This is a genomic window from Acinetobacter pittii (genome assembly GCF_034067285.1).
Taxonomy (GTDB): Bacteria; Pseudomonadota; Gammaproteobacteria; order Pseudomonadales; family Moraxellaceae; genus Acinetobacter; species Acinetobacter pittii_E.
Map to the genome: position 1 here is coordinate 1622906 of NZ_CP139286.1, position 23701 is coordinate 1646606.

Sequence of the window (23701 nt, forward strand, 5' to 3'; positions counted from 1 at the left end):
AAATTGAGATTAAAAAAATTATAGAATCAATAGAAAAATACTCAACTGCAATGGAGAAATTATCAATATTCTAATGCAAAAATTTTATGTAATTTAAATGGAGGAAATAAATAACAAAGGTCATGGAGTACCGAACAATGTTGAAATATGTATTGATATCAAGTGCATGTATTTTACCAATTAAATCATTTGCTGATATTCAAGTAGGGGATACAAACTCACCTTTTAAAATCTATGGTGTTTTTGACTATGGTTTAAATTATTCCCACTCTGGGGCTGTGAGTTCACATGAATTTCAAAGTGGGATGGATTATGCAAGTCGACTAGGACTCAAACTTAATCTTAATTTAAATGATGATCTTTCTATTATTGGGAATGCTGAATCTTGGATTGATTTACATAAAATGGATTTTGTTCGAGATGAAACTTTTGCGCGTGGGGAATATATTGGTGTTAGCTCAAAAAAATATGGCACAGTATTATATGGGCGCCAAATGTTAAATGTTTCTGGGGTATATGAGGAATTATTTGCATCATCATTTGCTCCAGCTACACTGAGTTATCAAGCATATGATTTAGGAACTGGCGCACCTACATTTGATTTTAGATCTAGTCGAGCAATTACCTATACCACTCCAAAGTTCAATAATACTACACTGAGTTTTCTTTATACGCCAAACCAGATGGTAGGAGATGCTTCAAAAGTTCTAGATGCTAAAAACTATGGAGCCATGGCTGTTTATGATGACGGTGTTAATCGTATAAGTGCTTCATATAATGAATTAGTTAGTAATTATTCTGTTAATTATAACGGTGTCATTTATGATGAAATTAAAACAAAAGATTATCGTTTATTTGCACTAAAAAGATTAAATAAAAACCTCTTTATTACTGGTACTGCGAATTACCTTAAACCTAATAGTCCCGATGCTGTTTCTGCTCAGATTTACGGCACAATGATAAATTTTGAACAGCCAAAATATAATCTAAAAGCGGCTTTATATCATAGACAAGTTAATAAACAAGATCTATCAGCCATGATTTATGCAGTCGGTGCTAATTATCATATTAATAAGTACCTAGATGCTTATGTAAGAGCTGAGTATATAGATAATAACAGTAAGGCTAAATACACAATGAATAATATTCCTATTGAAGGCCAAGGAGATAATCCTTCTAGTTATGGTATTGGACTTAAATTTATATTCTAGAAATAAAGCGATCTAATTAATTTCAATCTATTCATTTAAATCTACATAGGAGAACCAAGATGAATATGGAACCAATTTGCTATTCACCAACAGAAAATGAAATTGAGCAACGTATAAAACGGGTGCAGGCTCGTATGGTAGAGGAAGGATTAGATCACTATGTGGCTTTTTGTCCAGATAATATTTTTTATCTAACAAATTTTGCAAATGCTGTACATGAACGTCCTTTTGTTTTAGTCATACCAAGTAAAGGAATACCTCAATTCATCGTACCTCAATTAGAAATTCCACATGTAAAGACACGTGTAGTAGGAAAAATTGAACTTATTTCATATTTCGAATTTCCTGCACCTCAGGGCCAAGCTTGGAGTGATCGATTTAAAGAACTATTTTCTGAAAATGAACGTGTGGGAGTTGAGTCAATTTGTCCGTTACAGATATATAGTGAAACTCCTGGAGAGCGTATTCGCAGTGATATTATTGATGATATTCGTATGATTAAATCTGAATATGAAATAGGTCGCTTAATTTATTCTTGTGAACTGGCCACCAAAGCCCATGATTTGCTCTTAAAATCTGCTTATCCAGGTATGTCTTTAACCGAAATGGCGACCAAAGTAAGAGGGTTCATCATGAATAAACTTGCAAAGGATAATAAGAGTTTGAATCCGCTTGCTACCCGTGTTACAGCTATTTTTCAACCACCGAGCGTATCTCATGATCCACACAACTTTACAAATATAGATATGGTTATGGAAGAAGGAGGGCCACACGTATCTATCATCAATGCGGTAATGAATGGTTATGGGGCTGAGGTTGAAAGAACTTTTTTCCTTGGCAAAGTTCCAGAGAAAGCAAAGAAACCTTTTGAAATCATGTTAGAAGGGCGAAGAATTGCCTTTGAAATGGCTAAGCCCGGAGTTTTAATGAGTGAAGTTGATCAAAAAGTTAATAATTTTTTCCGTAAACAGGGAATGGGAGATTATCTACTTCACAGAACTGGACATGGAATGGGCGTAACTGCACATGAAGCCCCTTTCTTTGCTGAAGGTTATGACCGTCCCCTTGAAAAAGGAATGTGTTTGACTATTGAGCCTGGACTTTATATTGAAGGAGTTGGAGGGTTTAGACATTCCGATACAGTTTTAATTGGAGAAAAAAATTCAGTTATGTTGACTGATGGCCCTATAGATATGGATGCGTTGACCATTCCTTTACATGAAGCTCAGGCTATATAGTATAAAATTAGTATTTACTAGTATGCACAAAAATTAATACTCATATTGTCTATGAGTATTAATTTTGGAAATAAATTAAAAATTAATGAGCCTCATAACATATAAAATCACGTAATTTTCTAACGTTTGTATTTAAAGGTACTTTGCTATTCCATATAATTATTTGCGGTTTTATATTAAAACTTAACTCACGATTAATTATTTTAACTTTATTTTGTCTTTGTAATTTTCTAGCTATATTACTTGAAGCGACAGTAATACATTCATAATTTTGCATAATAATACCTATTAAATTAATTGGATTATCAACTTCAATTATATTATTAGGCTGTTTCAATCCATTAGCCACTAAATTTGCATCAAAACATTGGCGTACTGGACAAGTTGGAGATGTGAGACACCACGGATATTGTAAAAGGCTTTTTAGATCCTTGTTCGAGTCGGGAATATTTAAGTTGTTATTTGCAATAAAGAGCAATTGATGTTCATGTAGTAAAATCGCTCGTAAATCATTATTTAAATCATCTACTTCAGCTCGGCACATAACTAAATCTAGTTCACCTGCACGTAAACTTGATAGAAGTGAATTTTTATCGCCTGCCTTAATACAGATTTCAGTTTCAGGAGAAATCTTTTTAAATCGAATAATTGCATTAGCTAGAGCATTTTCTAAAGATGGAGCATGAACACCAATAGATATTCTGCTGGCTTTAACACCTCTTAATAGTGCAATCCTATCATGCCCTTCACGTAACTGAGCCTCAATCTTTAGATACGAATCAATTAAGATAAGACACTCTGGTAAAGGGACTAGTTGACCAACTTCTCTTCTGAATAGTTGTGCACCATAATTAGTTTCAATTTCTGCCAAGGATTTAGATACGGCTGAAGTAGTCATATGCATGAGTTGAGCTACTTTAGTCAGTGATTTATGTTGGCCTAATAAAGATAAAATCTTTAAGTTTTTGAACTTGATCCTTGAGCTGAAAAATGAATCTAAATCTTCCATAATATTTTATATCCATAATCCCAATTTGATTGGAAGTCAGTTCTTGACTTAGTTGAGTATTTTACCTGATTTCTTTGTGGTGGAGAAAATTAAAGCAAGGTTCATAACTTTACCAAGCACACACTTTCAGTAACAGCTTTCTATGTTTTGATAGATGAAAGATAAAATTATAAATATGAAAAATGAGGTGATGAAATGTCTAAACGTATACTACACGTCGTGACCAATGTTTCACGCTATAAAGATATCGATGAACCAACAGGGCTGTGGCTAGGTGAGCTCACTCATGCCTATGATGAATTTGAAAAGCAAGGTTATATACAAGATATTGTTAGTCCCAATGGCGGAAAAACTCCGATTGAACCAAAATCATTAGGAGCTTTGGTTTCTGACAAGTCTGTAAAAGCGAGGGAAGATGATCAAGCTTTTATGACTTTATTGGCAAACACTTTTAAACCTTCCGATATCAATTGGCAAGATTATGACGTGATCTATTACACAGGTGGTCACGGTGTCATGTGGGATTTTTTAGATAATCCTGAACTGCAAGAAATCACCAAAAATATTTATGAAAAGGGTGGTATTGTTTCCAGTGTTTGTCATGGTTATTGCGGCTTGCTCAATGTACGACTTTCAAATGGCGAACGACTGATAAAAGACAAAAAGTTAACTGGCTTTGCATGGAGTGAAGAGGTTTTGGCTGGGGTCGCGAAAAAGGTCCCATACAATGCTGAAGAGTTAGCTAAAGAATATGGTGCACATTATGATAAGGCCTTTATTCCATTTGCACCGCATGTAGTTCAAGATGGCAATTTAATTACAGGACAAAACCCGTTTTCTGCTAAAAAAACGGCTTTAGCGATAATAGAAGAGTTAGAAAAGTCATAACTTAATGTCTCAAAAATAAACCCTAAAAGCAAAACCAGCGACGGCTTTGCTTTTAGGGTATCTAAATAATAGTTTATCCTAGAAAAGCTAATATTAAGGGACAATCACAAAATCAGGGTTTGCGATTGCAAAAATTGCTTCACGATCTGCAACTGGCGGATAAATCCAGACCGTATTAATTTCTTGTTTAATTTTTTTCGCCTCTTCACGTACAAACTGAACTTTTCGCTCCCATCCTTCAGTATAAAGTGCGCCCCATGGGCCTAAGTCAACACAAGTCACATACTTTGGTTGGCTATAGGCATGTAATGGTAAATCAACCAATTCTGCGGCAGCATTGTAACCAGCTACACGGCCTAGGCTCATCGCATGCTGACATGACATCACGTTAAAATTACCTAAATCGTCGGTTGGAACTTTTACCGTATCACCCGTCACAAAAATATTTTTTGCCTCAGGTGCATGTAAATAAGCATCACCTAAAATACGGCCTAAATTATCTTTTTCACCTGCAATTTGAGAAGTAAGCGAGTTCGCTCGCATGCCCGCAGTCCAAATAACCGTCTCTGCTTCAATTCTTTCGCCGTTAGAAAGAGTTACACCAGAAGCATCAAGTGCAGTAACGCGTAGCCCAGCTTTACCTTCAACACCAAGTTCCTCGAGAGCTTCACGAATGACAGCCGCAGCTTCGTTACCCAAGGCTGCACCAATTTCTGCTGATGAATCGACTAAAACCACACGAATATCAGGTTCACCTAAAATATTACGCAGACGCTCAGGCATTTCAGTCACTGTTTCAAGCCCAGTCAGGCCGCCACCAGCAACAACTACAGTATTACGAGCTGCATTTGCAGGTTTATTGGCTAAGTTCTTAAGGTGCTGGTCTAGTTTTTCGGCATTTTCTAATGTGCTTACGCTAAATCCATACTCGGTAAGACCTGGTATTGGTGGCATAAATGTGGTGCTTCCAGTTGCCAGAATAAAACGGTCATAGCTTAAAGTCTGTTTATCGCCCTGAGTTGTGGTAATCACAAGATTTTGGGCAGCAGCATCAATTTCATTTACCCAGCCAGCTACATATTTAACATCAACTACGCTTAATACTTCTGAAATATCAGGGTACATATTTTCAAGTACAGCTTCATAAAGACGAGGACGAATATCCACATTTGGATTAGGGGAAACCAGCACTACTTCAATGTTTTGTTCTTGCGAAGCTAAGTAAATTGCCCGTTGTGCAGCAAGTGCAGCCCATAAACCAGCAAAGCCAGAACCTGCAATAATAATACGTTTACTCATTTGATTATCCTTTTGATCTATTTTTCGGACAACACATTCCAGCTCATCACAAAATTTAGGGTGAGCGAATCCATTCTCTGATTGTCCGAAAAAATCTGAGAAGGCGTTTAAAAAGGATTAGGGGGAGTTTACTTTAGGGCGTGGAGCCCTATCAGCTTATTAGTCGGGCGTATCCCGTGATATTTTACTTTTTCGCATTTTTGCTGTTCTTCCTTCAATGCGTTCACTGATCCAACCATTTACATCACTAAAAAATACGTCGGGTGCATAACGGCCAAAACGGTCTGCAATATCGCCAAGTGTATGAGCACCTAAAGCGTCTCGCATGGCTTTTTCAGCCTGTAGCATGACTGCATGTACTGCGCACACACCACTGGTTGCCCAATCTGGTGGGGCATTGTGAAAGACTGCACATTTTCCACGAACTTCTTGACACTCAAAAAGCGGTTTTTCACCCTCAATTGCATTCACGATATCTAAAAAACTAATTTCGTGCGCAGAGCGAGCCAGTAAATATCCGCCGCGAACACCTTCTTGTGCTACAACAAGTCCAGCCTTTTCAAGTTTAGGAAAAATCTTGGCCATAAAACTTGGAGAAACTCCTTGTAATTCGGCAAGATCCTTACTACTCAAAGGTTTATCTTCATTGTTCACAAGAAAAAGAAGACAGTGAATCGCATACTCGACGCTACTAGTGATATAAGCCATTTAATTTCATAATTGATCAACTACAAACACAGACTAAAGCAGTCTGTGTTTTAAGTCAATAATAAAACTAAGACAAAGTTAGTCCTAGTTTTATTTGGAATTATTGTAGAGAGTATAAATAGGTGATATATATCTGAATTTAAATACCTTTAAAGTAAAATTAGGGGCTATAAATAATTTAAAAAATATTGAAAAAACTTACGAACGCCACCAATAATTTTCAACATTTGGCTCGTTTAAGTTTAAGAGTTCACCCATTTGAGGTGTACTAATCGCTAACTCGTTTTGTTGAGCCAAAGCGACGATACGTTCAAACGGGTCGTCCCAAGCATGAAGTGCCAAGTCAAAAGTACCATTGTGTATAGGCAACAAATAATGTCCTTTTAAATCGATATGTGCTTGCAGCGTTTGCTCGGGTTGCATATGAACATCGGGCCATTCAGGGTCATAAGCACCTGTTTCTAACATGGTGAGATCGAAGGGGCCATAGCGATGTCCAATCTCTTTAAACCCATCAAAATATCCTGTGTCACCGCTAAAAAATACACGTAAGTCATTATCAATAATCACCCACGAGGCCCAAAGTGTTGCATTGCTATCGCCCATACCACGGCCTGAAAAATGATGGGCAGGGGTAGCAACCAGTTCAAGTCCATCTACATGTGTGGTGTCCCACCAGTCGAGTTGCTGAACTTTTTCTGCTGGAATTCCCCATTTAATGAGTGTGTCACCCACGCCAAGCGGTGTTAAGAAATGCTCAACTTTATCGTTAAGTTGCATGACTGCGTGGTAGTCGAGGTGGTCGTAGTGGTTATGCGATAAAATCACGCCTTTAATAGGTGGTAAGTCAGCAATGTTAATCGGTGGCTGGTGGAAACGTTTTGGTCCAAGCCATTGAAAAGGTGATGCACGCTCTGAAAAAACTGGGTCGGTTAACCAAAATTCATTTTGCAGTTTTAACAAGATGGTTGAGTGGCCCAAACGAAATAGAGAGCGGTCGGCTGCACTCAACAGTTGTTCTTTCGATAAACTTAAAACAGGAATTTCTCTGTTTGGAACAGTGTCTTTTGGTTTGTTAAATAGAAATTTCCACATGAGCTGGAGCGTTTTGCCAAAAGAAGGCTTGTGTTGGTTCGGGCGTGTATTTCTAAATTTGCCATTGTGCTGCTGTGATGGCATTAAGGGATAAGGTAAGTCTGTTGTGTTTGAAATAGTCATCTTGTTTTTCCTTATTGGAACAAACCTATATGTGCAAATAAGAACTTGGGCTAAGTGCTTATTTTGATTTATTTAAATGAGTATTTACTCACTCATTAATTGGTTTAAAAATAAGGACGCCGTGCATCCTTATTTTTTTATCTAAATTGAAACTGCATGCCAAAACGCTTCAAAACCAGATTTACGATAACGCTCGGTTTGAGAAGGGTCTTGGGCAATAAAATTAAGTGTAACTTCTGCAAGCGCACCTAAAATTGAAGCAATAAATAACGGTGGATAATCTCTTAATTTGCCATCGTTAATTCTTTCTTGAATGTTTTGGGTGAGGTCACAAAAGGTTTGCATGCCAATTTGTTTGCTTTGCTCAGTAATTTGTTCTGAGGTTGAAAGCTGCGCCATCACTTTTCGTTTCAGAGGAGCTTCTAAACTCCAGTCCAAATAGCTTTGCCAGATATGCGACATTTGTGTTTGTAAGTCAGAATCGGCAGGGTAACCAAGCATCATGACCTGACGCAGTTCGGCCTTTAGTGAAAGGTATAACTGGTTCAGCAGTTCTTCTTTATTACTAAAATAGGTAAATAAAGTTCCTTCTGCCACGCCAGCAACTTTAGCAATTTTTGAGGTAGACGCACGCTCGCCAAGCTCAGCTAATATTTCAATAGCAGCGCTTAAAATTGCATTACGTTTATCTTCACTACGGGGACGAGCCATATACAAACATATTAATTGAGTGATTACTCAATCATACATAAAAATAGTTAAAGCACAAGAAAGATTTTGTGAAGGTAAAAAGAAACATGGGTATTAATCAGAAGATATTTTTACTAAAAAATATACTTATTTCTCCATTCATTAAGTGCTTTAGCGATGAGAGTTAAAGTAGATATAAGTCTAATAATCTATTGAAATTGTATAATATATTTATAAAAAGTATAAAAATTGGCTCCTTCGATTGATCAAGAAATGGCCCTCGTTTATTCAGTTTAAAAAGTACACATTGAAGCCTAAAGATATATCCATTGTATATCTTATTACGGCTGGGAAGCCGCTTAAACTTAATACAACTAAACAAGAAGGATATTATGAAAACAGTATTGAAAACGGCTTTATATCTAGCAATCTCAATAGTATCAGTAGAAACATTCGCACAGTCTCAACAAGCAGATATGATTGTCTTGAATGCGGATATTCGTACTTCGAACCCAGCCCAACCTAAAGCACAAGCATTTGCAATCAAGGATGGTAAGTTTTTCGCAGTAGGAAATAATACATTCATAAAGAATATGGCCAGCAAAGAGACCCAAGTGGTTGATGCAAAAGGTAAGACTATATTGCCTGGTTTAACAGATGCTCATACTCATTTATTAGGTGGTTTAGAACTATGGGAAGGCGTAGATTTATATGGAATTACTGATCGTCAGCAATGGTTCAAATTAATTGCTAAACGAGACAAAGAGTTGCCTAAAGGAGCATGGTTAACTGGTGGTCGATGGGATACCAGTATTTTAAAAGATTCAGCTATGCCGACAAAACAGGAACTTGATGCAATCATTCCAGATCGTCCCGTTGTTCTACAAGATATTGATTTCCATACTGTCTGGGTAAATAGTAAAACTCTACAATTATTGGGTATTGATGAAAATACGCCAGTTCCACAAGGTGGAGAAATTATTAAAGATCCTAAAACAGGAAAATTAACAGGAATTTTTAAAGAAACAGCAGCGACTCAATTAATTTTAAATAATCCAAAATATATTAAAGCTTTACCTTCAGGTGAAGCTGCGCTAGCCACATTAAAGAAAGTGGTAGCTCATTTCAATAGTTTAGGAATTACCTCTGTTCATGATATGTGGAACGAACTGTCAGACGTTTATCCTTCTATTTTAAACTCTAATCAACCATTGCCAATTAGAGTAAATTTCGGTCTTATGGCTGAAACAAGAGAAGGGCTAGCGACTGAAACTCAATTCCAAGCTTATTCAAATCAGCGCAATACGCTAAACCAACGTTTTCAACAAAAAGAGCAACAATGGCATCAGGGACCACAATTTCGTTTTGGCTACATTAAATATTTTGTTGATGGAACTTTGTTGAATTATACGGCAGCTTTAAATACTCCTTATGCAGATCGACATAACTTTAATGTAGAACCAGTAGCTAACCAAGCTCAGCTTAATAGCTTAGTAAAAAAAGCAAATGATGTAGGCTTTCCTGTCGCCATTCATGCAATTGGTGATAGAAGTGTAGATATGGCCCTTAACGCAATTGAGAATAGTCCTAGTCATAAAAAGCTATTAAATCGTATTGAACATATCGAGGTTATGAGTAAAGAGGCCATGCCTCGTTTTGCACAAATAGGTGTGGTTGCTTCGATGCAGCCTGACCATGCGATCTCTGGTAATTACCAAGAGTCACGTTTAGGGGAAAAACGATTACCTTATAGTTATGCTTGGCAATCTTTATTGAGTAGTGGCGCTACGTTGGTTTTAGGCAGTGATTGGCCTACTGCACCAGAGAATCCAATGCTTCAATTAAGTGATGCTGTATTTAGGGAATACAAGGGCAAAACACGCTATAGCGATAATGCCCTAAATTTAGATGAAGCTTTATATGCCTATACTCAGGCACCAGCAAATGTAGCGGGCTGGGGTAATGAAATTGGAAGTATAAGTGTCGGAAAATGGGCAGATTTTATTATTTTGCAAGATACCATGCGGACTCCATTAAACAAAAATATTAAAGATTGGAAAGTTATCCAAACATGGTTCTCTGGAAAGAAAGTATACGACCAGAAAATTAATCACCAATAACACAAAGAGATAAATAAAAAAGCCGAAAGGTTTTTTTATTTATCTAATTATATAAAAACACATAAATAAATAGGTCTTGTATTTTAGACAAGTTAATTTCTATTTATAAAAAATACAAGATAAGATCATGGAATGATAGGTTAATATATGAAATTAAATAAGTTGTTAATGGTTGCATTAATAATTTATTCTGCAGCAATGCCTGTGTATGCAGAAGTAAATAAAGATGACTCAGTAACTAATCCATTTTTAATAAGTGGGTCACTTACTTTTTTAACAGATTATTATTGGAGAGGAGTATCACAGACTAAAGGGAATCCTGCTCTACAAGGAATATTGAGGTTAGATCATGAGAGTGGTTTATATGCACAAGCTTTTGCCTCAAATATAGATTTAGAAATTGGTAGTTCTCTAGAGCTGGATTATTATATTGGCTACAATTATTTATTAAATGATTATTCGAAAATAAATATTCAGTATCTAGACGTAAACTATCCCGGAGCGGATAAGTCGTTACCGAATGTTAACTTTGAAGAGTATTCATTTAGCATCATAAATAACCAAATTCTGAAAAGTAATGATGAACTAAATTTTTCTATTTACTATTCACCAGAGTATTCAATGCAAACTGGGACAATGTTGCGCTATGAACTTGGTTATATCTATCCTATTAATAATTATTGGAATATTGTTGTACAGTTGGCTTATAACCAATTTTCTAGCAAAACTGCCTATGATTTACTTTGGGGGACAGATCGTAAAGATGGTTTCTATGATTATAAATTAGGAGGAAATTTAACCTTTCAGGGGCTTATTTTTGATTTATATTATGTCTCGTCGAATGTTAATAAAGAACTACCAGAAGCTGATCCAACTCTTGTTTTTAGTTTAACGAAAAACTTTTAAAAATATTAATAATTATAAATATATTGGATTAACTCAATAAATTTGGTTTAATTAAATTTATCTAATTATTTTAATTGCTGAGTTTATTGAGTTTTTAATAAAAGAAATATAATTACAAAAGGTTGAAGTTTTACAGGCAAAACAAAAAATGTTTAATGGTGCACATATTTAAATTTGCCTATTGTGGGGTTTTAATAATTGATATTTTTATATTTTACTTTTTGTTGATTTGATTTTTAGGTTGTATTTTTATTTTAGTTAATTTTAAATTGGCACCTTTGAAAGTTTTAAAATTGGCACTCGTTTTTAATAAAGAAATTTATCAAATTAGAGTGTATAAAAGCTGCACAAAAAATATATTTATAAATGGAAGTTAAAAAGATGAAGAAAGTAAATGCAGAGCGGTTGTGGCAAATGTTAATGGAAATGGCAAAGATTGGCGCAACTGATAAAGGTGGTAATACACGGTTAGCTCTTACAGATGAGGATGTCGCTGGTCGAGCACTATTAATAGAATGGGCAAAAAAAATTAATCTTTCTTGTCATTATGATGAGATTGGTAACTTAATTTTGCGTCGTTCAGGTCGTAATGAAACAGCCTTACCTATTGTTATGGGAAGCCATTTAGATACTCAACCTAAAGGTGGTCGTTTTGATGGGATTTATGGTGTATTGGCTGGAATGGAAGTTTTACAGCGTTTAGCAGAAGAGCAGGTAACAACTTACCATCCCTTAGAACTCATCGTATGGATGAATGAAGAAGGCGCACGATTTACTCCAGCGATGATGGGATCTGCTGTATTTACAGGCACTTTGGCAAAGCAAGTAGCGTATGAAAATAAAGATAAGCAGGATATTTCTGTCTATTCTGAATTAGTGCGTACTGGTCAGCTCGGAGATTTATCTTTAGCACGCCCGTTTCAAGGCTACTATGAAGTTCATATAGAACAAGGTCCTGTATTAGAGACAAACCAAGTTGCTATTGGAGTTGTCACGGGTGGGCAAGCAATTCTTTGGTTAGATATTCAAACCAAAGGTAAAGCGGCTCATGCGGGCACTACACCTATGAATGTTCGTAAAGATACGATGGTCGGTGTTGCAACTATGATCGCTACACTTGAACAACTCATTTTAGAAAAATTTCCTGAAGGTTTAATTACTTTTGGTGAATTACAAGTACAAAATTCTTCACGCAATACTATTCCTGCCGAAATAAATTGGACAATTGATTTACGTCATCCTAATGATGCTTTATTAGCAGAAATGGAAACTGAAGTTCGAAAAACTTTGCAATTAATAGCATCAGAAAAATCTTTAGAAATATCGATTTCTCAGCATTGGTTAAGTCCAGCTACTTATTTCGATGAAGCTTGTGTTGAAACAGTACAAACAGCCGTTGATAAATTGGGTTATTCAAATCAACAAATCGTAAGTGGTGCAGGGCACGACGCTATTAATCTTGCTAAGCATTGTCCAACTACCATGATTTTTATCCCTTGTATTGACGGATTAAGTCATAACGAAGCTGAAGATATTTATTTACAAGACGCCGCACAAGGTGCCGATGTTTTACTCAATGCAATTTTGAATTATGACGCTATGCAAGCGCAAAAAAATATTAAACAACATTCATTAGCCGTTTAAAAAATTAATTAACTGAAAAAAATACAAGCTTCCGGAGCGGAGTATTGTAATAAATGAGGATGGAAATAGTATGAACTCTAAAATTGCTGTAAACGCTGAGATTCAAGATATTTGGCAAAAAGATAAAGATCATGTAATTCACCCTTGGACAGATTTTACGACTTTTAAAGACGAAGGGTCGTTGATCATGTCTAAAGGTGAAAATGTATATGTTTACGATGCCCAAGGTAATAAATATTTAGATGGCATTGGTGGTCTATGGTGCGTGAATGTTGGATATGGGCGTAAAGAAATTGCAGAGGCGGTTGCAGAACAGATCATGCAATTACCTTATTTTTCACCTTTTGGCCATCAAACAACTGCACCTGCAGCAAGATTGGCAGCTAAATTGGCAGAGCTCGCACCAGGAAATCTGAATCATGTATTTTTTGGCTGTGGTGGTTCTGTAGCAAACGATACAGCTGTACGTTTAATTCATCATTATTTTCATCAAATTGGTAAACCGAGCAAGAAAAAACTCATATCACGTAAAGATGCATACCATGGTAGTACCTATATCAGTATGACACTAACCGGAATTGAAGCCGATCATATTGGTTTTGAGATTCACAATGAGTTAGTTCATCATATTTCTTGCCCAAATCCTTACCGTAAGCCAGCTTCTCAATCAATGGAAGATTTCTGTAATGAGAAGGTTCAAGAACTAGAAGATACAATCTTGAAGCTTGGTCCAGATAATGTTGCGGCTTTCTTTGCAGAACCAATTATGGGAGCAGGCGGCGTCATTGTTCCACCAGAAGGATATCATGCTAAAACCCTAGCAGTTTGTAAGAAATACAATGTTTTATATGTTTCTGATGAAGTCGTAACAGCCTTTGGCCGATTAGGACATATGTTTGCATCTGAAGCTGTCTTTGGCATTGTGCCCGACATTATTACTTGTGCTAAGGGGTTGTCTTCAGGATATTTACCTTTAGGGGCAACAATTATTTCAGACGAAATTTATGAAGCTATTAGTAAACCACATCATAACGGCGGTTTATTAACGCATGGATTTACTTATTCTGGACATCCTGTTAGCTGTGTAGCTGCACTAAAAAATATTGAAATCATTGAAAAAGAAAATATTTGTGCGCATGTACAAGAAATGGGCGTCTATTTTGAAGAACAATTAAAAACTCTTTCTGATTTAGAAATAGTAGGCGAGGTACGCGGCAAAAAATTCATGATGTGTATTGAAAACCTACGTAATAAAGAAACGAAAGAGCTTTTTGATGGCGCCGTAGGAGTGGGTAAGCGTATTGCTAACCACTGTCAAAAACTTGGTCTTATTGTACGACCAGTTGGACATATGAATGTTTTATCTCCACCTTTAATTCTAACTAAAGAAAATGTCGATTTTGCTGTAACGACTTTAAGACAAGCAATTCTGAACACGATTCAGGAGCTTAAGGCTGAAGGCCATCTCTAAATTTTAGAGTTCACACCCCTATTACTTTTAACGTCAACCTGGTCTTATTTGGCCGGGTTGATCAGACCTGCATAAAAGTAATTAAGGCCCTATGAAAATAAGTCAAAGTAGTTAAGAAAAGGCGATCATTAAATGAATAATTATATTAATGGAAAATGGAAATCCACTACTGGTAAATCACAAGTTGTAATTATTAATCCGCGTACTGAAGAGGTGCTGGACTCTTATATTACAGCGTCTGTAGAAGATGTAGATGCCGCAGTAATGGCCGCGCATCAGGCGCTCACTTCGTGGAGCAATACTGAACCCGACGAAAGAGCCAGCTGGTTAAATAAAATTGCAGATGTACTTGAATCTTCAAGAGAAGTTTTAATCGAACTTTCTCATGCGAATAATGGTAAATCACGTAATCAAGCTAAAGTTGATGTCGATAATAGTATTAAATGCTATCGCTACTATGCCGATCTGGTCAAAAAATTTGCTTTTAGCAAAATTACAGATTGTGAAGATGGAGTGGAATTAACACACCATCAAAGCCCTGTCGGCGTGGTTGCACTTATTACGCCTTGGAATTTTCCTTTAATCACGAGTGCATGGAAAATCGCACCCGCACTTGCAGCGGGTTGCTGTATCGTTTTTAAGCCGTCTGAACTTGTACCTCTTCCTGAAGTTGAATTTACGAAGCTGCTTGATCAAATTAATTTTCCAGCAGGAGTATTTAATTTGATATTAGGAGACGCCGTTGCTGCTCAACATTTAGTGGCTCATAAAGACGTGCAAAAAGTCTCATTTACAGGCAGTACTGAAATTGGCATACAAGTCATGCAAGAGGCTGCTAACTCTGTGAAGCGAGTGACTTTAGAGTTAGGCGGAAAATCTCCGATTTTAATTATGGCTGATGCAGATTTGGATGATGCTGTAGAGAAGGCAGTTTCTGGAATGTTTTATAACTGCGGACAAATGTGCTCAGCAACGTCACGGTTATTAGTACATGAATCTATAGCTGAGTCTTTCTATGAAAAACTAAAAAAGTCAGTTGAGTCAATCATTATCGGTCAAGAGCAGGTAGATGACTTTACTATTGGTCCTATTACGACAAAAAAACAATTTAATAAAGTTCATGAATATTTAGAGATTGCCCAACAAGAACAATTAAATTCGCTTGTTGATTTAACAAAAATTTCATTACCAGAACAGGGCTTCTTTATAAAACCCCATGTTTTTGTTGATGTTCCTACCACAAGTCGACTCTGGAGAGAGGAAATTTTTGGCCCGGTTTTATGCTGCCGAACATTTAAAAATGAAGAGGAAGCAATTGCTTTAGCAAATGATTCTGAGTTTGGTCTCGCTGCAACAATTATGACGGGTTCAGTTTTACAAGGTAAACAAATCGCGAAAAGGCTTCGTTCGGGACATATCTGGATTAATTCATTCCAGATGATTCAACCTGGTTCCTTATGGGGTGGCTTTAAAAAAAGCGGTCTTGGCCGTGAGCTCGGTGAGTCAGGTATACGAAGTTATCTTGAAGAAAATGTAATCACTATCTAATAGCTCTTACATAACTATTGAAATAAGAAAGGGACGTCATTTTTCAATCTAGGCTCTGTTGAGTTAAGGAATTGACGCACTGAAAAAAGTGCTTGCATAGATGCAGGAGAAATAAGCATGGAAGGCGAAAAAAATCGCAAAGGGCTGACCTTATGGCAAGTTGTTGTCATTGGGGTCGCTTATATGGCGCCAGCTACCGTATTTGATACTTTTGGAATTATCTCTCAGGTCACACAAGGTCGAGTACCACTAGCCTATGTAATGGCGCTATTTGCTATGTTGCTGACAGCTTTTAGCTATGCTCGATTTAGCAAACAGTCGCCAAAATCAGGTTCTGCCTATACCTATACCACAGAAACTTGCGGTAAAACGGCAGGCTTTTTTGTGGGATGGTGTTCATTAATTGATTATTTACTCATACCACTGGTAAATGTTTTATTAGCCTCTTTTTATTTACATGCCTTAATGCCAGACGTTTCATATACCGTTTGGGTCATCATTATGGTGAGTATAATTACCCTAATAAATAGCTTTCATATCAATATCTTGGCGAACTTTAGTTCAATATTAATTACTGCCACGATAGCAATGATGATGATATTTATTATTCTTGTGGTGACGGGCATAGGTAATTCACAAGGTTATAGCAATTTATTAACCATGCGCCCCCTTTTAAATGGAAATACAGAATACTTAACCTTACTCACGGGCATATCTTTAGTATGTTTTTCTTATTTAGGTTTTGATGCTGTTTCTACACTCGCACATGAAAGCCAAGATCCTACGAAAACCATACCCAAAGCAATTATGCTAACCACATTGTTGGGCGGGGCAATCTTTATCACCGTATCGTGGTTTGTACAGTTATCTTTTCCATCACTTGATCAGTTTAAAAATCCTAATGAAGCATTGCCAGAAATTGCACTCTATGTAGGTGGCGCGTTATTTCAATCTATTTTGTTAACAGTTCAGATTATGAATGCCTTTGCTTCTGGTCTAGCGTCCCATGCAAGTGCGTCAAGATTGCTATATATCATGGGTCGTGACGGTGTCTTTCATAAAAAAATATTTGGTTCAATAAACTCCAAATTAGGAACGCCTCTCTACTCTATCTTTTTCGTAGGCTTAATTTCATTACTCGCTATTTTTGTTGATTTAGCAATGGTGGTTAGCCTTGTCAGTTTTGGAGCTTTGATCGCTTTTACAATGGTGAATTTCTCTGTATTTATGAAATTTTACGTCATTCTTAAACAGCGTAATGGCTTTAAAAATATTTTTCTTAATTTACTTTTACCACTGGCTTCTGGAGTAGTCCTTTTAGGTTTATGGATACACCTAGAAAAATCAGCTCTTGTCTTTGGTGGTATATGGCTTCTATCAGGAGGTTTGTTATTGCTGTACAGGAAAATTAAAAAACAGCCTGCCTCGCTAAATATAGCGACTCAAGAATTAGGAAAATAATACTCAACGTAAAAAATGAATGAATTAGGGAAACATTTAAACATGAGTCTTTTAGAAGTAGTTGCAAATAGAGATAGTCATATGGAACACACTATAAAATCACCTAAGCAAGAAGGTTTTGTTATGCCGGGTGAATGGGCACCTCAAGAGGCGGTCTGGATGATTTGGCCTTATCGTACAGATAATTGGCGTGCGAATGGTCGACCTGCTCAACAGGCATTTGCGCAGGTTGCCGCAGCGATTTCCCAAACAACTCCAGTATTTATGGCTGTACCCAAAGCGGAAATGACTAATGCTCAACAAGTTATGCCTGAAAATATTACTTTAGTAGAAATGGAAAGTGATGATGCTTGGATGAGAGACACAGGCCCAAGTATTGTAAAAAATAATAAGGGTGAACGAATCGGAATTGACTGGGTATTTAATGCATGGGGAGGGGAAAAGGGCGGTTTATATTTCCCGTGGGACCAAGACCAGCTCATTGCCAAAAAAGTTTCAAAGTTTCATGATATTAAAACTTATTCAACCCCTCTTATTTTAGAAGGTGGTGCAATTCATGTGGATGGTGAGGGAACATTACTAACCACATCAGAATGCTTGTTAAATGAAAATAGAAATTCACACTTAACTCAAGCTGAAATTGAAAACGTTTTAAAAGAATGTTTAGGCGTTTCAACATTTATTTGGTTGCCGCTTGGGGTATATAACGATGAAACAGATGGACATGTAGATAACATGTGCTGTTTTGTACGTCCTGGTGAGGTTGCTTTACATTGGACAGATGATGTTAATGATCCACAGTATCCGCGTTCTCTTGCTGCCTTAAAAGTATTAGAAAATAGTCGTGATGCTTTAGGGCGTCAGTTAAAAGTTTGGAAACTACCAGCCCCAGGCCCACTATATGCGAGTGAAGATGAAACGATTGATGTTGAAAAAGGAAATGCAATTGAACGAATCGAAGGTAATCGTCTAGCGGGTTCATATGTAAATTATCTCATTAGTAATAAACAGATTATTTTTCCATTACTAGATGAGCGTACAGACGATCAAGCAAAAGCAATATTGCAACAGATGTACCCAGACTATTTAATTACAGGTGTTGAAGCCCGTGAAATTTTATTAGGCGGGGGGAATATTCATTGTATTACCCAACAGATTCCAGCCTCTGTTGCTTAATATAATTAAGCTTATAAAGCGTTTAATCTAATAAAAAATGTAGGGTAAAAGCTATCTACGCGATATCTTTTACCCTTTATTACATCAGTCAACTTGTTAGATCTCATATTTCTGTGTCTCTAAATTTTTTTATCGTGTTGAAAAATATAATTTTATTATTTATTTGTGTGTGCATGCACATAAATAAATTGACATAGAGCTTTGCTATATTAATATGTGTGCACATGCATATATTTTGGTGGTTTATGAAACGTATAGTAATTTGTATTACAGGCGCCACTGGAGTCGTTTACGGTATTAGGCTTTTAGAAAAGTTAGCTGAATTAAATATCGAAACTCATTTAGTGATGAGTAAATGGGCAAAAGTAACAATAAAACAAGAAACAGATTATTCATTAAAAGATCTGCAAAAGTTGGCAACTTATATTTATTCAGATGCAGATCAGTCGGCTCCAATAGCGAGTGGATCTTACCGTTATGATGGGGTCGTAATAGCCCCTTGTAGTATGAAAACTTTAGCAGGAATTAGTAGTGGTTATGCTGAGAACTTAATTACAAGAACAGCAGATGTCGCTTTAAAAGAGCGTCGTAAGCTCGTACTTATGGTTCGTGAAACTCCGCTTAGTATCATTCATCTTGAAAATATGCTGACTGTTGCAAAGGCGGGAGCAATTATTTTTCCTGCAATGCCAGCTTTTTATCATCAGCCTTATACCTTAGACGATGTCATTAATCAGGGCGTGGGCAGAATATTAGATATGTTTGATATTGATGATCCTTCATTAAAACGTTGGGAAGGGTTAGATAAAAAACAAAATATTGAAAAAGGAATTGAATCATGAACTTACTTGAAGCAGCATTAGATTTTCGAAAATTTTTAGAAGAATTAGCCCTACGCAAAGATCTTGTTGAAATTCACCATGAAGTATCTGCACATTTAGAAGTTGCTGCTATTACTCGTCGAGTGTATGAAGAAAAGTTACCAGCTCCGTTATTTTGTAATATTCGTGAAGGAATGGCAGGAGCAAAGATTTTAGGTGCGCCAGCCGGCATGGTTGCAACACCCGGTAAAGAATACTCCCGTCTTGCTTTACACTTTGGCTTACCTTCGGATAGCACTCCTAAAGATATTGTTAATAAAATTCGTGCCGCAGTGAAAGCGGATCCTGTAGAGCCTGAATATTGTACGACTGGACCAGTTAAAGAAAATATTTGGTTGGGTGATGAGGTTGACCTAGCACAGTTTCCAGTTCCTTTATTGCATGAAAAAGATGGCGGAAGATATTTTGGGACCTATGGTTTTCATGTTGTCCAATCACCAGATGGAAAGTGGAACAGTTGGGGCATTGGACGCTTAATGTTAGTTGACCGAAACCGCTTAACGGGTCCTGCAATTTCAACTCAGCATATTGGAATCGTCCGTGAAATGTGGCGGCAACAAGGTAAGCCAACGCCGTGGGCAATGGTTTTAGGTGCACCACCGGCTGCGGTCGCTGTCGCTGGAATGCCTTTACCAGCTGGCGTAAGTGAGCCGGACTATATTGGTGCTTTGCTAGGTAAAAGCATTCCTTTAATTAAAACAGAGACCAATAATCTTTGGGTGCCTGCTCATGCAGAAATCATTTTAGAAGGAGAAATAAGCCTTACAGAAAAAGCATTAGAAGGGCCAATGGGGGAATATCATGGCTACCAGCATCATCAAGGAAATGAACAACCTATCTTTCATGTTAAAGCCGTTACTTTCCGTAATAATCCGATATTACCCATTTGCGTGGCTGGAACACCGCCTGAAGAAAATCATACAATTTGGGGGACAATGATTTCGGCACAACTGCTGGAAATTACTCAGAAGACAGGTTTACCAGTCGACTTCGTATGGTGCTCATATGAGGCAGCGACATGTTGGGCTGTAATTTCAATAGATACTGCTAAATTGGCTTTAATGGAAACAAACGCTACCGATTTTGTAGAACTTATTGCTAATGTGGTTTTTAATTCACATCCGGGATATTTAATTCCTAAATTAATACTTGTAAGTAATGATATTGATATTACCAATATTAATGAGGTAGTTTGGGCACTTGCTACTCGATCTCATCCTAAAAATGATCATTTTATTTTCCCTAATGTGAGAGAATTTCCGATGGTTCCTTATCTATCGGCGGAAGATAAAAAGAAGGGATGTGGCGGCAAAGCAGTAATTAATTGTCTTTTCCCTGAACAATTCAAGGGACAAATCAGAGCCGAGACAGCTTCTTTTAAATATTCATATCCTCAACATATCAAAGATAAAGTTGTAGAGCATTGGGAGAGTTATGGCTACTGACGCGAACGTTAAACAAAAAATGAGTCAAGGGCTTGGTTTACCCCAAGACTCATTATATTTAATGACAGAAATTGTGCGTTATCGTGAGAAACGTTTGAGTACGTTATTAAATCAGAAGGGTATTACTTTACATGAGTGGCGTGCTCTACGTATTTTGTACAGTTTTAAAGGCGATGTTCCGATGGGTGAGTTAATTGCCCATTCGCAAACGGATAGAACAGCGTTAGGGCGAACAATAAATCAGCTTGTTCAACGTGGTTGGGTCGAGCGTTTTCCCGCGCCTGATGATAAACGTGCTTTATATTTAAGAGTGACGTCACAATCTCAAGAGACATTTGAGCAAGTATGGAAAATGGTAACTGAATTTGATCAACAATTTCAGGCGAGTCTTAGTGAAAGTGACCACTTAATTTTTAAGAAAATTTTAAAAAATATGATGGTGAATATGGATATTTCTGAACAAGGTTCGCAACTGTAAAATCAAGTCATGAAAATGAGAGGAAAGTTAGTGTTTAATATTATCTATAGCCGTTTCCTTTACGGCTATAGAACGATTTTGTTTCACAATTAGTATAAATCTATAAATTAGTATAACTTACACTTAAGATTTTCCTTAAATATGTAATTAAATGAAAAACAATAATTAATTAAATATTTTCTAGCCAATTTCACATTGACACCTTAAATATTGCAGATTACCATTTGCGGGCTGGCCTACATTGCCAGTCGGTTTTGACGGACCGTGTAGTAAGACCGCATCAGAGCTATTCCTTCTGAGGAATACTTTTATGCGTAGACTTCTCGTCCCCTCTCGTAGCGGTAGGACGGGAGTGGGACACCTTCGGGTGTGCTGGAGTCTTACCCAGTCCGTCAACCTGCTTCCGTTCTGCCACCATAATCTATAATGTTTCGGCAGAACTCCCAATAGAAGGAGTTGGCTATGCACATTCATCATTTATTGGCAGACATTGCCAAGGTCTACAACGACACAACTTAAATCACTTTAAAGCAGCTCGATCGCCGTTAGGCTTTTCAGGCTTTAAATCATTACGTCTAAAACTTAGCAACAATAAAACTTGAGATGTGCCAAGCACAGTCTTTACGGCTTTGCTGTGCCTTTTTTTCTCCCAGAAAAGGCACAGGCTTTTTAATCTCTTTTAGAAACAACAAGAATTTATAACGGTAAAACTATGCAAAATTTAAAAACTTCTTCCAAAAAATTACAGGTTATTCATACTGCTATACGTTTATTTGTTACTTATGGTTTTCATACGACGGGTGTAGACCTAATTATTAAAGAAGCCGAAATAACCAAGGCGACTTTTTATAATTACTTTCACTCAAAAGAAAGGTTAATTGAAGTGTGCATCGCTTTTCAAAAAAGCCTGCTGAAAGAAGAAGTACTTGCCATTATTTACTCAAGTCGTTACCGCACTTCAAAGGACAAGCTCAAAGAAATTATAAACTTACATGTTAACTTTAATAGCCTGTATTACCTTTTGCTTAAAGCCATTTTTGAAATTAAGCAGATTTACCCGCAGGCCTACCGTATGGCAATTGAGTATAGAAAATGGCTGCTCCGAGAACTTTTTGATCTGGTTTTTAGTTTGGAAACTCATGCGCTAAAACCCGATGCCAACATGGTTTTAAACTTAATTGATGGTTTGATGTTTCAGATTTTAAGCTCCAACAGTTTGGATGATCGGGATATGGTAGTGGAGAGGTTTTTTTGGGGGAAATAAAATAAGTAATTCCATAATGGTAAATTATAGTTTATAAAGCTAATTTTAAAGTAAAGCTAAAAGTATCAAATCTTTATAACTATTTTTAATGGATAGAAAGCCAATAAGGTTATTTTATGAGAGAAATAAGAGAATTAAATAAATTATTAAAATGTTATAAAACATATAGTGTTGAAAGTTTGATTCATTCATTAAAATTTGATCAAAAACATATACTAGATAGTTTAGATGGGGAAGATATACTTTTTCCTCATCATATAGTGGGTATATCTATATCTTATGCCCAATTGGCATTCTTAAAAATTGAAAATAATAATTCAGATATAGAGGCTTTAAAAAATTTAAATCTTGCTTTGATGTATGCAGAGGTGGGAAGAGAATTACAATTAAAAGATTTTAAAATAAAACCTTTAGATAAAATGAATGTACATGATTTAAAGAAGTATTTTTCAGAATTTTCTGCATTACTTTTTTGGGCAATTTTGTTAAATAATAAAAACTTAGCAAAGAAATTAGCACGCCAAGTAGAGTTTTGCTTACAACAAAAATTTCTATCTGATTTTCCTTTAAGTTATGACTATTTTTCATTATGGGCTTATTACAAATGGATTAATGAAAAATTTACATTAGAATCAAAAATAGATGGAAAATTTAAAGATTTGATAAATAATTGGTCATGTGACTCAGTATTTTTAGAACCATTACTCATAGATATAGCAAATTTACACTGCGAAGAATTAATAGATAACGATTCACGTAAGTATCCTCCAAAATTTATTAACCCTCCGTTTACTTTATTGCCACTTGAAATTCATGTAATTAATAAATTACGTGCATTAGATAAATTAGATGAAATATATTTAAACCATCCTTTAATGAAAACCTATTCAGCACAAATTACAGAATTTGAAGTGATAGGTGATAATTTGCTTGAAACGATACAGATAGATTTTTTGTAGTTGAATAGACTAACGAAAGAATCCCAAAGATATACGCTTTGCTATTACACATTGCTTAAAAAATATACAGAAACCTCCCTAAAACAA

The 23701-nt window shown here is 36.4% G+C and carries 20 protein-coding genes; 15 read left to right on the top strand and 5 right to left on the bottom strand.

Annotation, left to right across the window (positions count from 1 at the left end):
* Positions 1–137: 137 nt before the first annotated feature.
* Entirely contained in the window at positions 138–1211 is a 1074-nt protein-coding gene (locus tag SOI81_RS07665) for a porin (protein ID WP_320541494.1), read from the top strand.
* Between the two features lie 59 nt (positions 1212–1270).
* Positions 1271–2449, top strand: coding sequence for a Xaa-Pro peptidase family protein (locus SOI81_RS07670; protein WP_320541495.1), 1179 nt, complete (start codon positions 1271–1273; stop codon positions 2447–2449).
* An 82-nt stretch (positions 2450–2531) separates the two neighbouring features.
* On the opposite strand, the gene SOI81_RS07675 is transcribed toward SOI81_RS07670, so the two are convergent.
* On the bottom strand, positions 2532–3458 hold the full coding sequence (locus tag SOI81_RS07675) for a LysR family transcriptional regulator (protein WP_320541496.1): 927 nt from the start codon (positions 3456–3458) through the stop codon (positions 2532–2534).
* 195 nt (positions 3459–3653) lie between these two features.
* Between SOI81_RS07675 and SOI81_RS07680 the strand changes: the two genes are divergently transcribed.
* Entirely contained in the window at positions 3654–4346 is a 693-nt protein-coding gene (locus tag SOI81_RS07680; protein ID WP_320150174.1) for a type 1 glutamine amidotransferase domain-containing protein, read from the top strand.
* A gap of 93 nt (positions 4347–4439) precedes the next feature.
* Here the strand turns inward: SOI81_RS07680 and yjlD are convergent, their stop codons facing one another.
* The 4 genes from yjlD to yhgD all read right to left on the bottom strand — a co-directional run bounded on the left by yjlD (position 4440) and on the right by yhgD (position 8282).
* Complete coding sequence (gene yjlD, locus SOI81_RS07685; protein WP_320541497.1) at positions 4440–5645, bottom strand: NAD(P)/FAD-dependent oxidoreductase; 1206 nt, start codon at positions 5643–5645, stop codon at positions 4440–4442.
* Between the two features lie 159 nt (positions 5646–5804).
* Positions 5805–6353: an Rrf2 family transcriptional regulator gene (locus tag SOI81_RS07690; RefSeq protein WP_320541498.1), complete on the bottom strand. Its 549-nt coding sequence runs from the start codon at positions 6351–6353 to the stop codon at positions 5805–5807.
* A 198-nt stretch (positions 6354–6551) separates the two neighbouring features.
* A complete protein-coding gene (locus SOI81_RS07695; RefSeq protein ID WP_320541499.1) occupies positions 6552–7571 on the bottom strand; it encodes an MBL fold metallo-hydrolase in 1020 nt (339 codons plus the stop codon).
* Between the two features lie 141 nt (positions 7572–7712).
* Complete coding sequence (yhgD, locus tag SOI81_RS07700; protein ID WP_320541500.1) at positions 7713–8282, bottom strand: TetR/AcrR family transcriptional regulator; 570 nt, start codon at positions 8280–8282, stop codon at positions 7713–7715.
* A gap of 371 nt (positions 8283–8653) precedes the next feature.
* On the opposite strand from yhgD, the gene SOI81_RS07705 reads away from it, so the two are divergent.
* The 12 genes from SOI81_RS07705 to SOI81_RS07760 all read left to right on the top strand — a co-directional run bounded on the left by SOI81_RS07705 (position 8654) and on the right by SOI81_RS07760 (position 23614).
* A complete protein-coding gene (locus SOI81_RS07705; protein ID WP_320541501.1) occupies positions 8654–10381 on the top strand; it encodes an amidohydrolase in 1728 nt (575 codons plus the stop codon).
* Positions 10382–10528: 147 nt separating this feature from the next.
* The gene (locus SOI81_RS07710; protein WP_320541502.1) at positions 10529–11287 is read left to right on the top strand and encodes a TorF family putative porin; all 759 of its coding nucleotides are present in this window, start codon (positions 10529–10531) and stop codon (positions 11285–11287) included.
* A 381-nt stretch (positions 11288–11668) separates the two neighbouring features.
* Entirely contained in the window at positions 11669–12931 is a 1263-nt protein-coding gene (locus SOI81_RS07715) for a Zn-dependent hydrolase (RefSeq protein ID WP_320541503.1), read from the top strand.
* Between the two features lie 70 nt (positions 12932–13001).
* A complete protein-coding gene (locus tag SOI81_RS07720) occupies positions 13002–14402 on the top strand; it encodes an aminotransferase (protein ID WP_016140913.1) in 1401 nt (466 codons plus the stop codon).
* A gap of 132 nt (positions 14403–14534) precedes the next feature.
* Positions 14535–15950 (top strand): aldehyde dehydrogenase family protein, encoded by a 1416-nt coding sequence (locus SOI81_RS07725; RefSeq protein ID WP_016140914.1) that lies wholly within the window; start codon positions 14535–14537, stop codon positions 15948–15950.
* A 117-nt stretch (positions 15951–16067) separates the two neighbouring features.
* Positions 16068–17411 carry an APC family permease gene (locus SOI81_RS07730; RefSeq protein ID WP_320541504.1) on the top strand — a complete coding sequence of 448 codons (1344 nt, stop codon included), beginning with the start codon at positions 16068–16070 and terminating at the stop codon, positions 17409–17411.
* Between the two features lie 81 nt (positions 17412–17492).
* Positions 17493–18587, top strand: a complete 1095-nt coding sequence (gene aguA / locus SOI81_RS07735; protein ID WP_224992030.1) for an agmatine deiminase — start codon at positions 17493–17495, stop codon at positions 18585–18587.
* A gap of 245 nt (positions 18588–18832) precedes the next feature.
* The gene (locus SOI81_RS07740; RefSeq protein WP_016140917.1) at positions 18833–19429 is read left to right on the top strand and encodes a UbiX family flavin prenyltransferase; all 597 of its coding nucleotides are present in this window, start codon (positions 18833–18835) and stop codon (positions 19427–19429) included.
* Complete coding sequence (locus SOI81_RS07745) at positions 19426–20913, top strand: UbiD family decarboxylase (protein WP_320541505.1); 1488 nt, start codon at positions 19426–19428, stop codon at positions 20911–20913. Before SOI81_RS07740 ends, SOI81_RS07745 begins: the two co-directional genes overlap by 4 nt.
* On the top strand, positions 20903–21391 hold the full coding sequence (locus SOI81_RS07750) for a MarR family winged helix-turn-helix transcriptional regulator (protein ID WP_320541506.1): 489 nt from the start codon (positions 20903–20905) through the stop codon (positions 21389–21391). The genes SOI81_RS07745 and SOI81_RS07750 overlap by 11 nt, the downstream gene beginning before the upstream one ends.
* Positions 21392–22103: 712 nt before the next feature.
* Entirely contained in the window at positions 22104–22655 is a 552-nt protein-coding gene (locus SOI81_RS07755) for a TetR/AcrR family transcriptional regulator (protein ID WP_320541507.1), read from the top strand.
* A gap of 116 nt (positions 22656–22771) precedes the next feature.
* On the top strand, positions 22772–23614 hold the full coding sequence (locus SOI81_RS07760) for a hypothetical protein (RefSeq protein WP_320541508.1): 843 nt from the start codon (positions 22772–22774) through the stop codon (positions 23612–23614).
* The last annotated feature ends 87 nt before the right edge of the window (positions 23615–23701 follow it).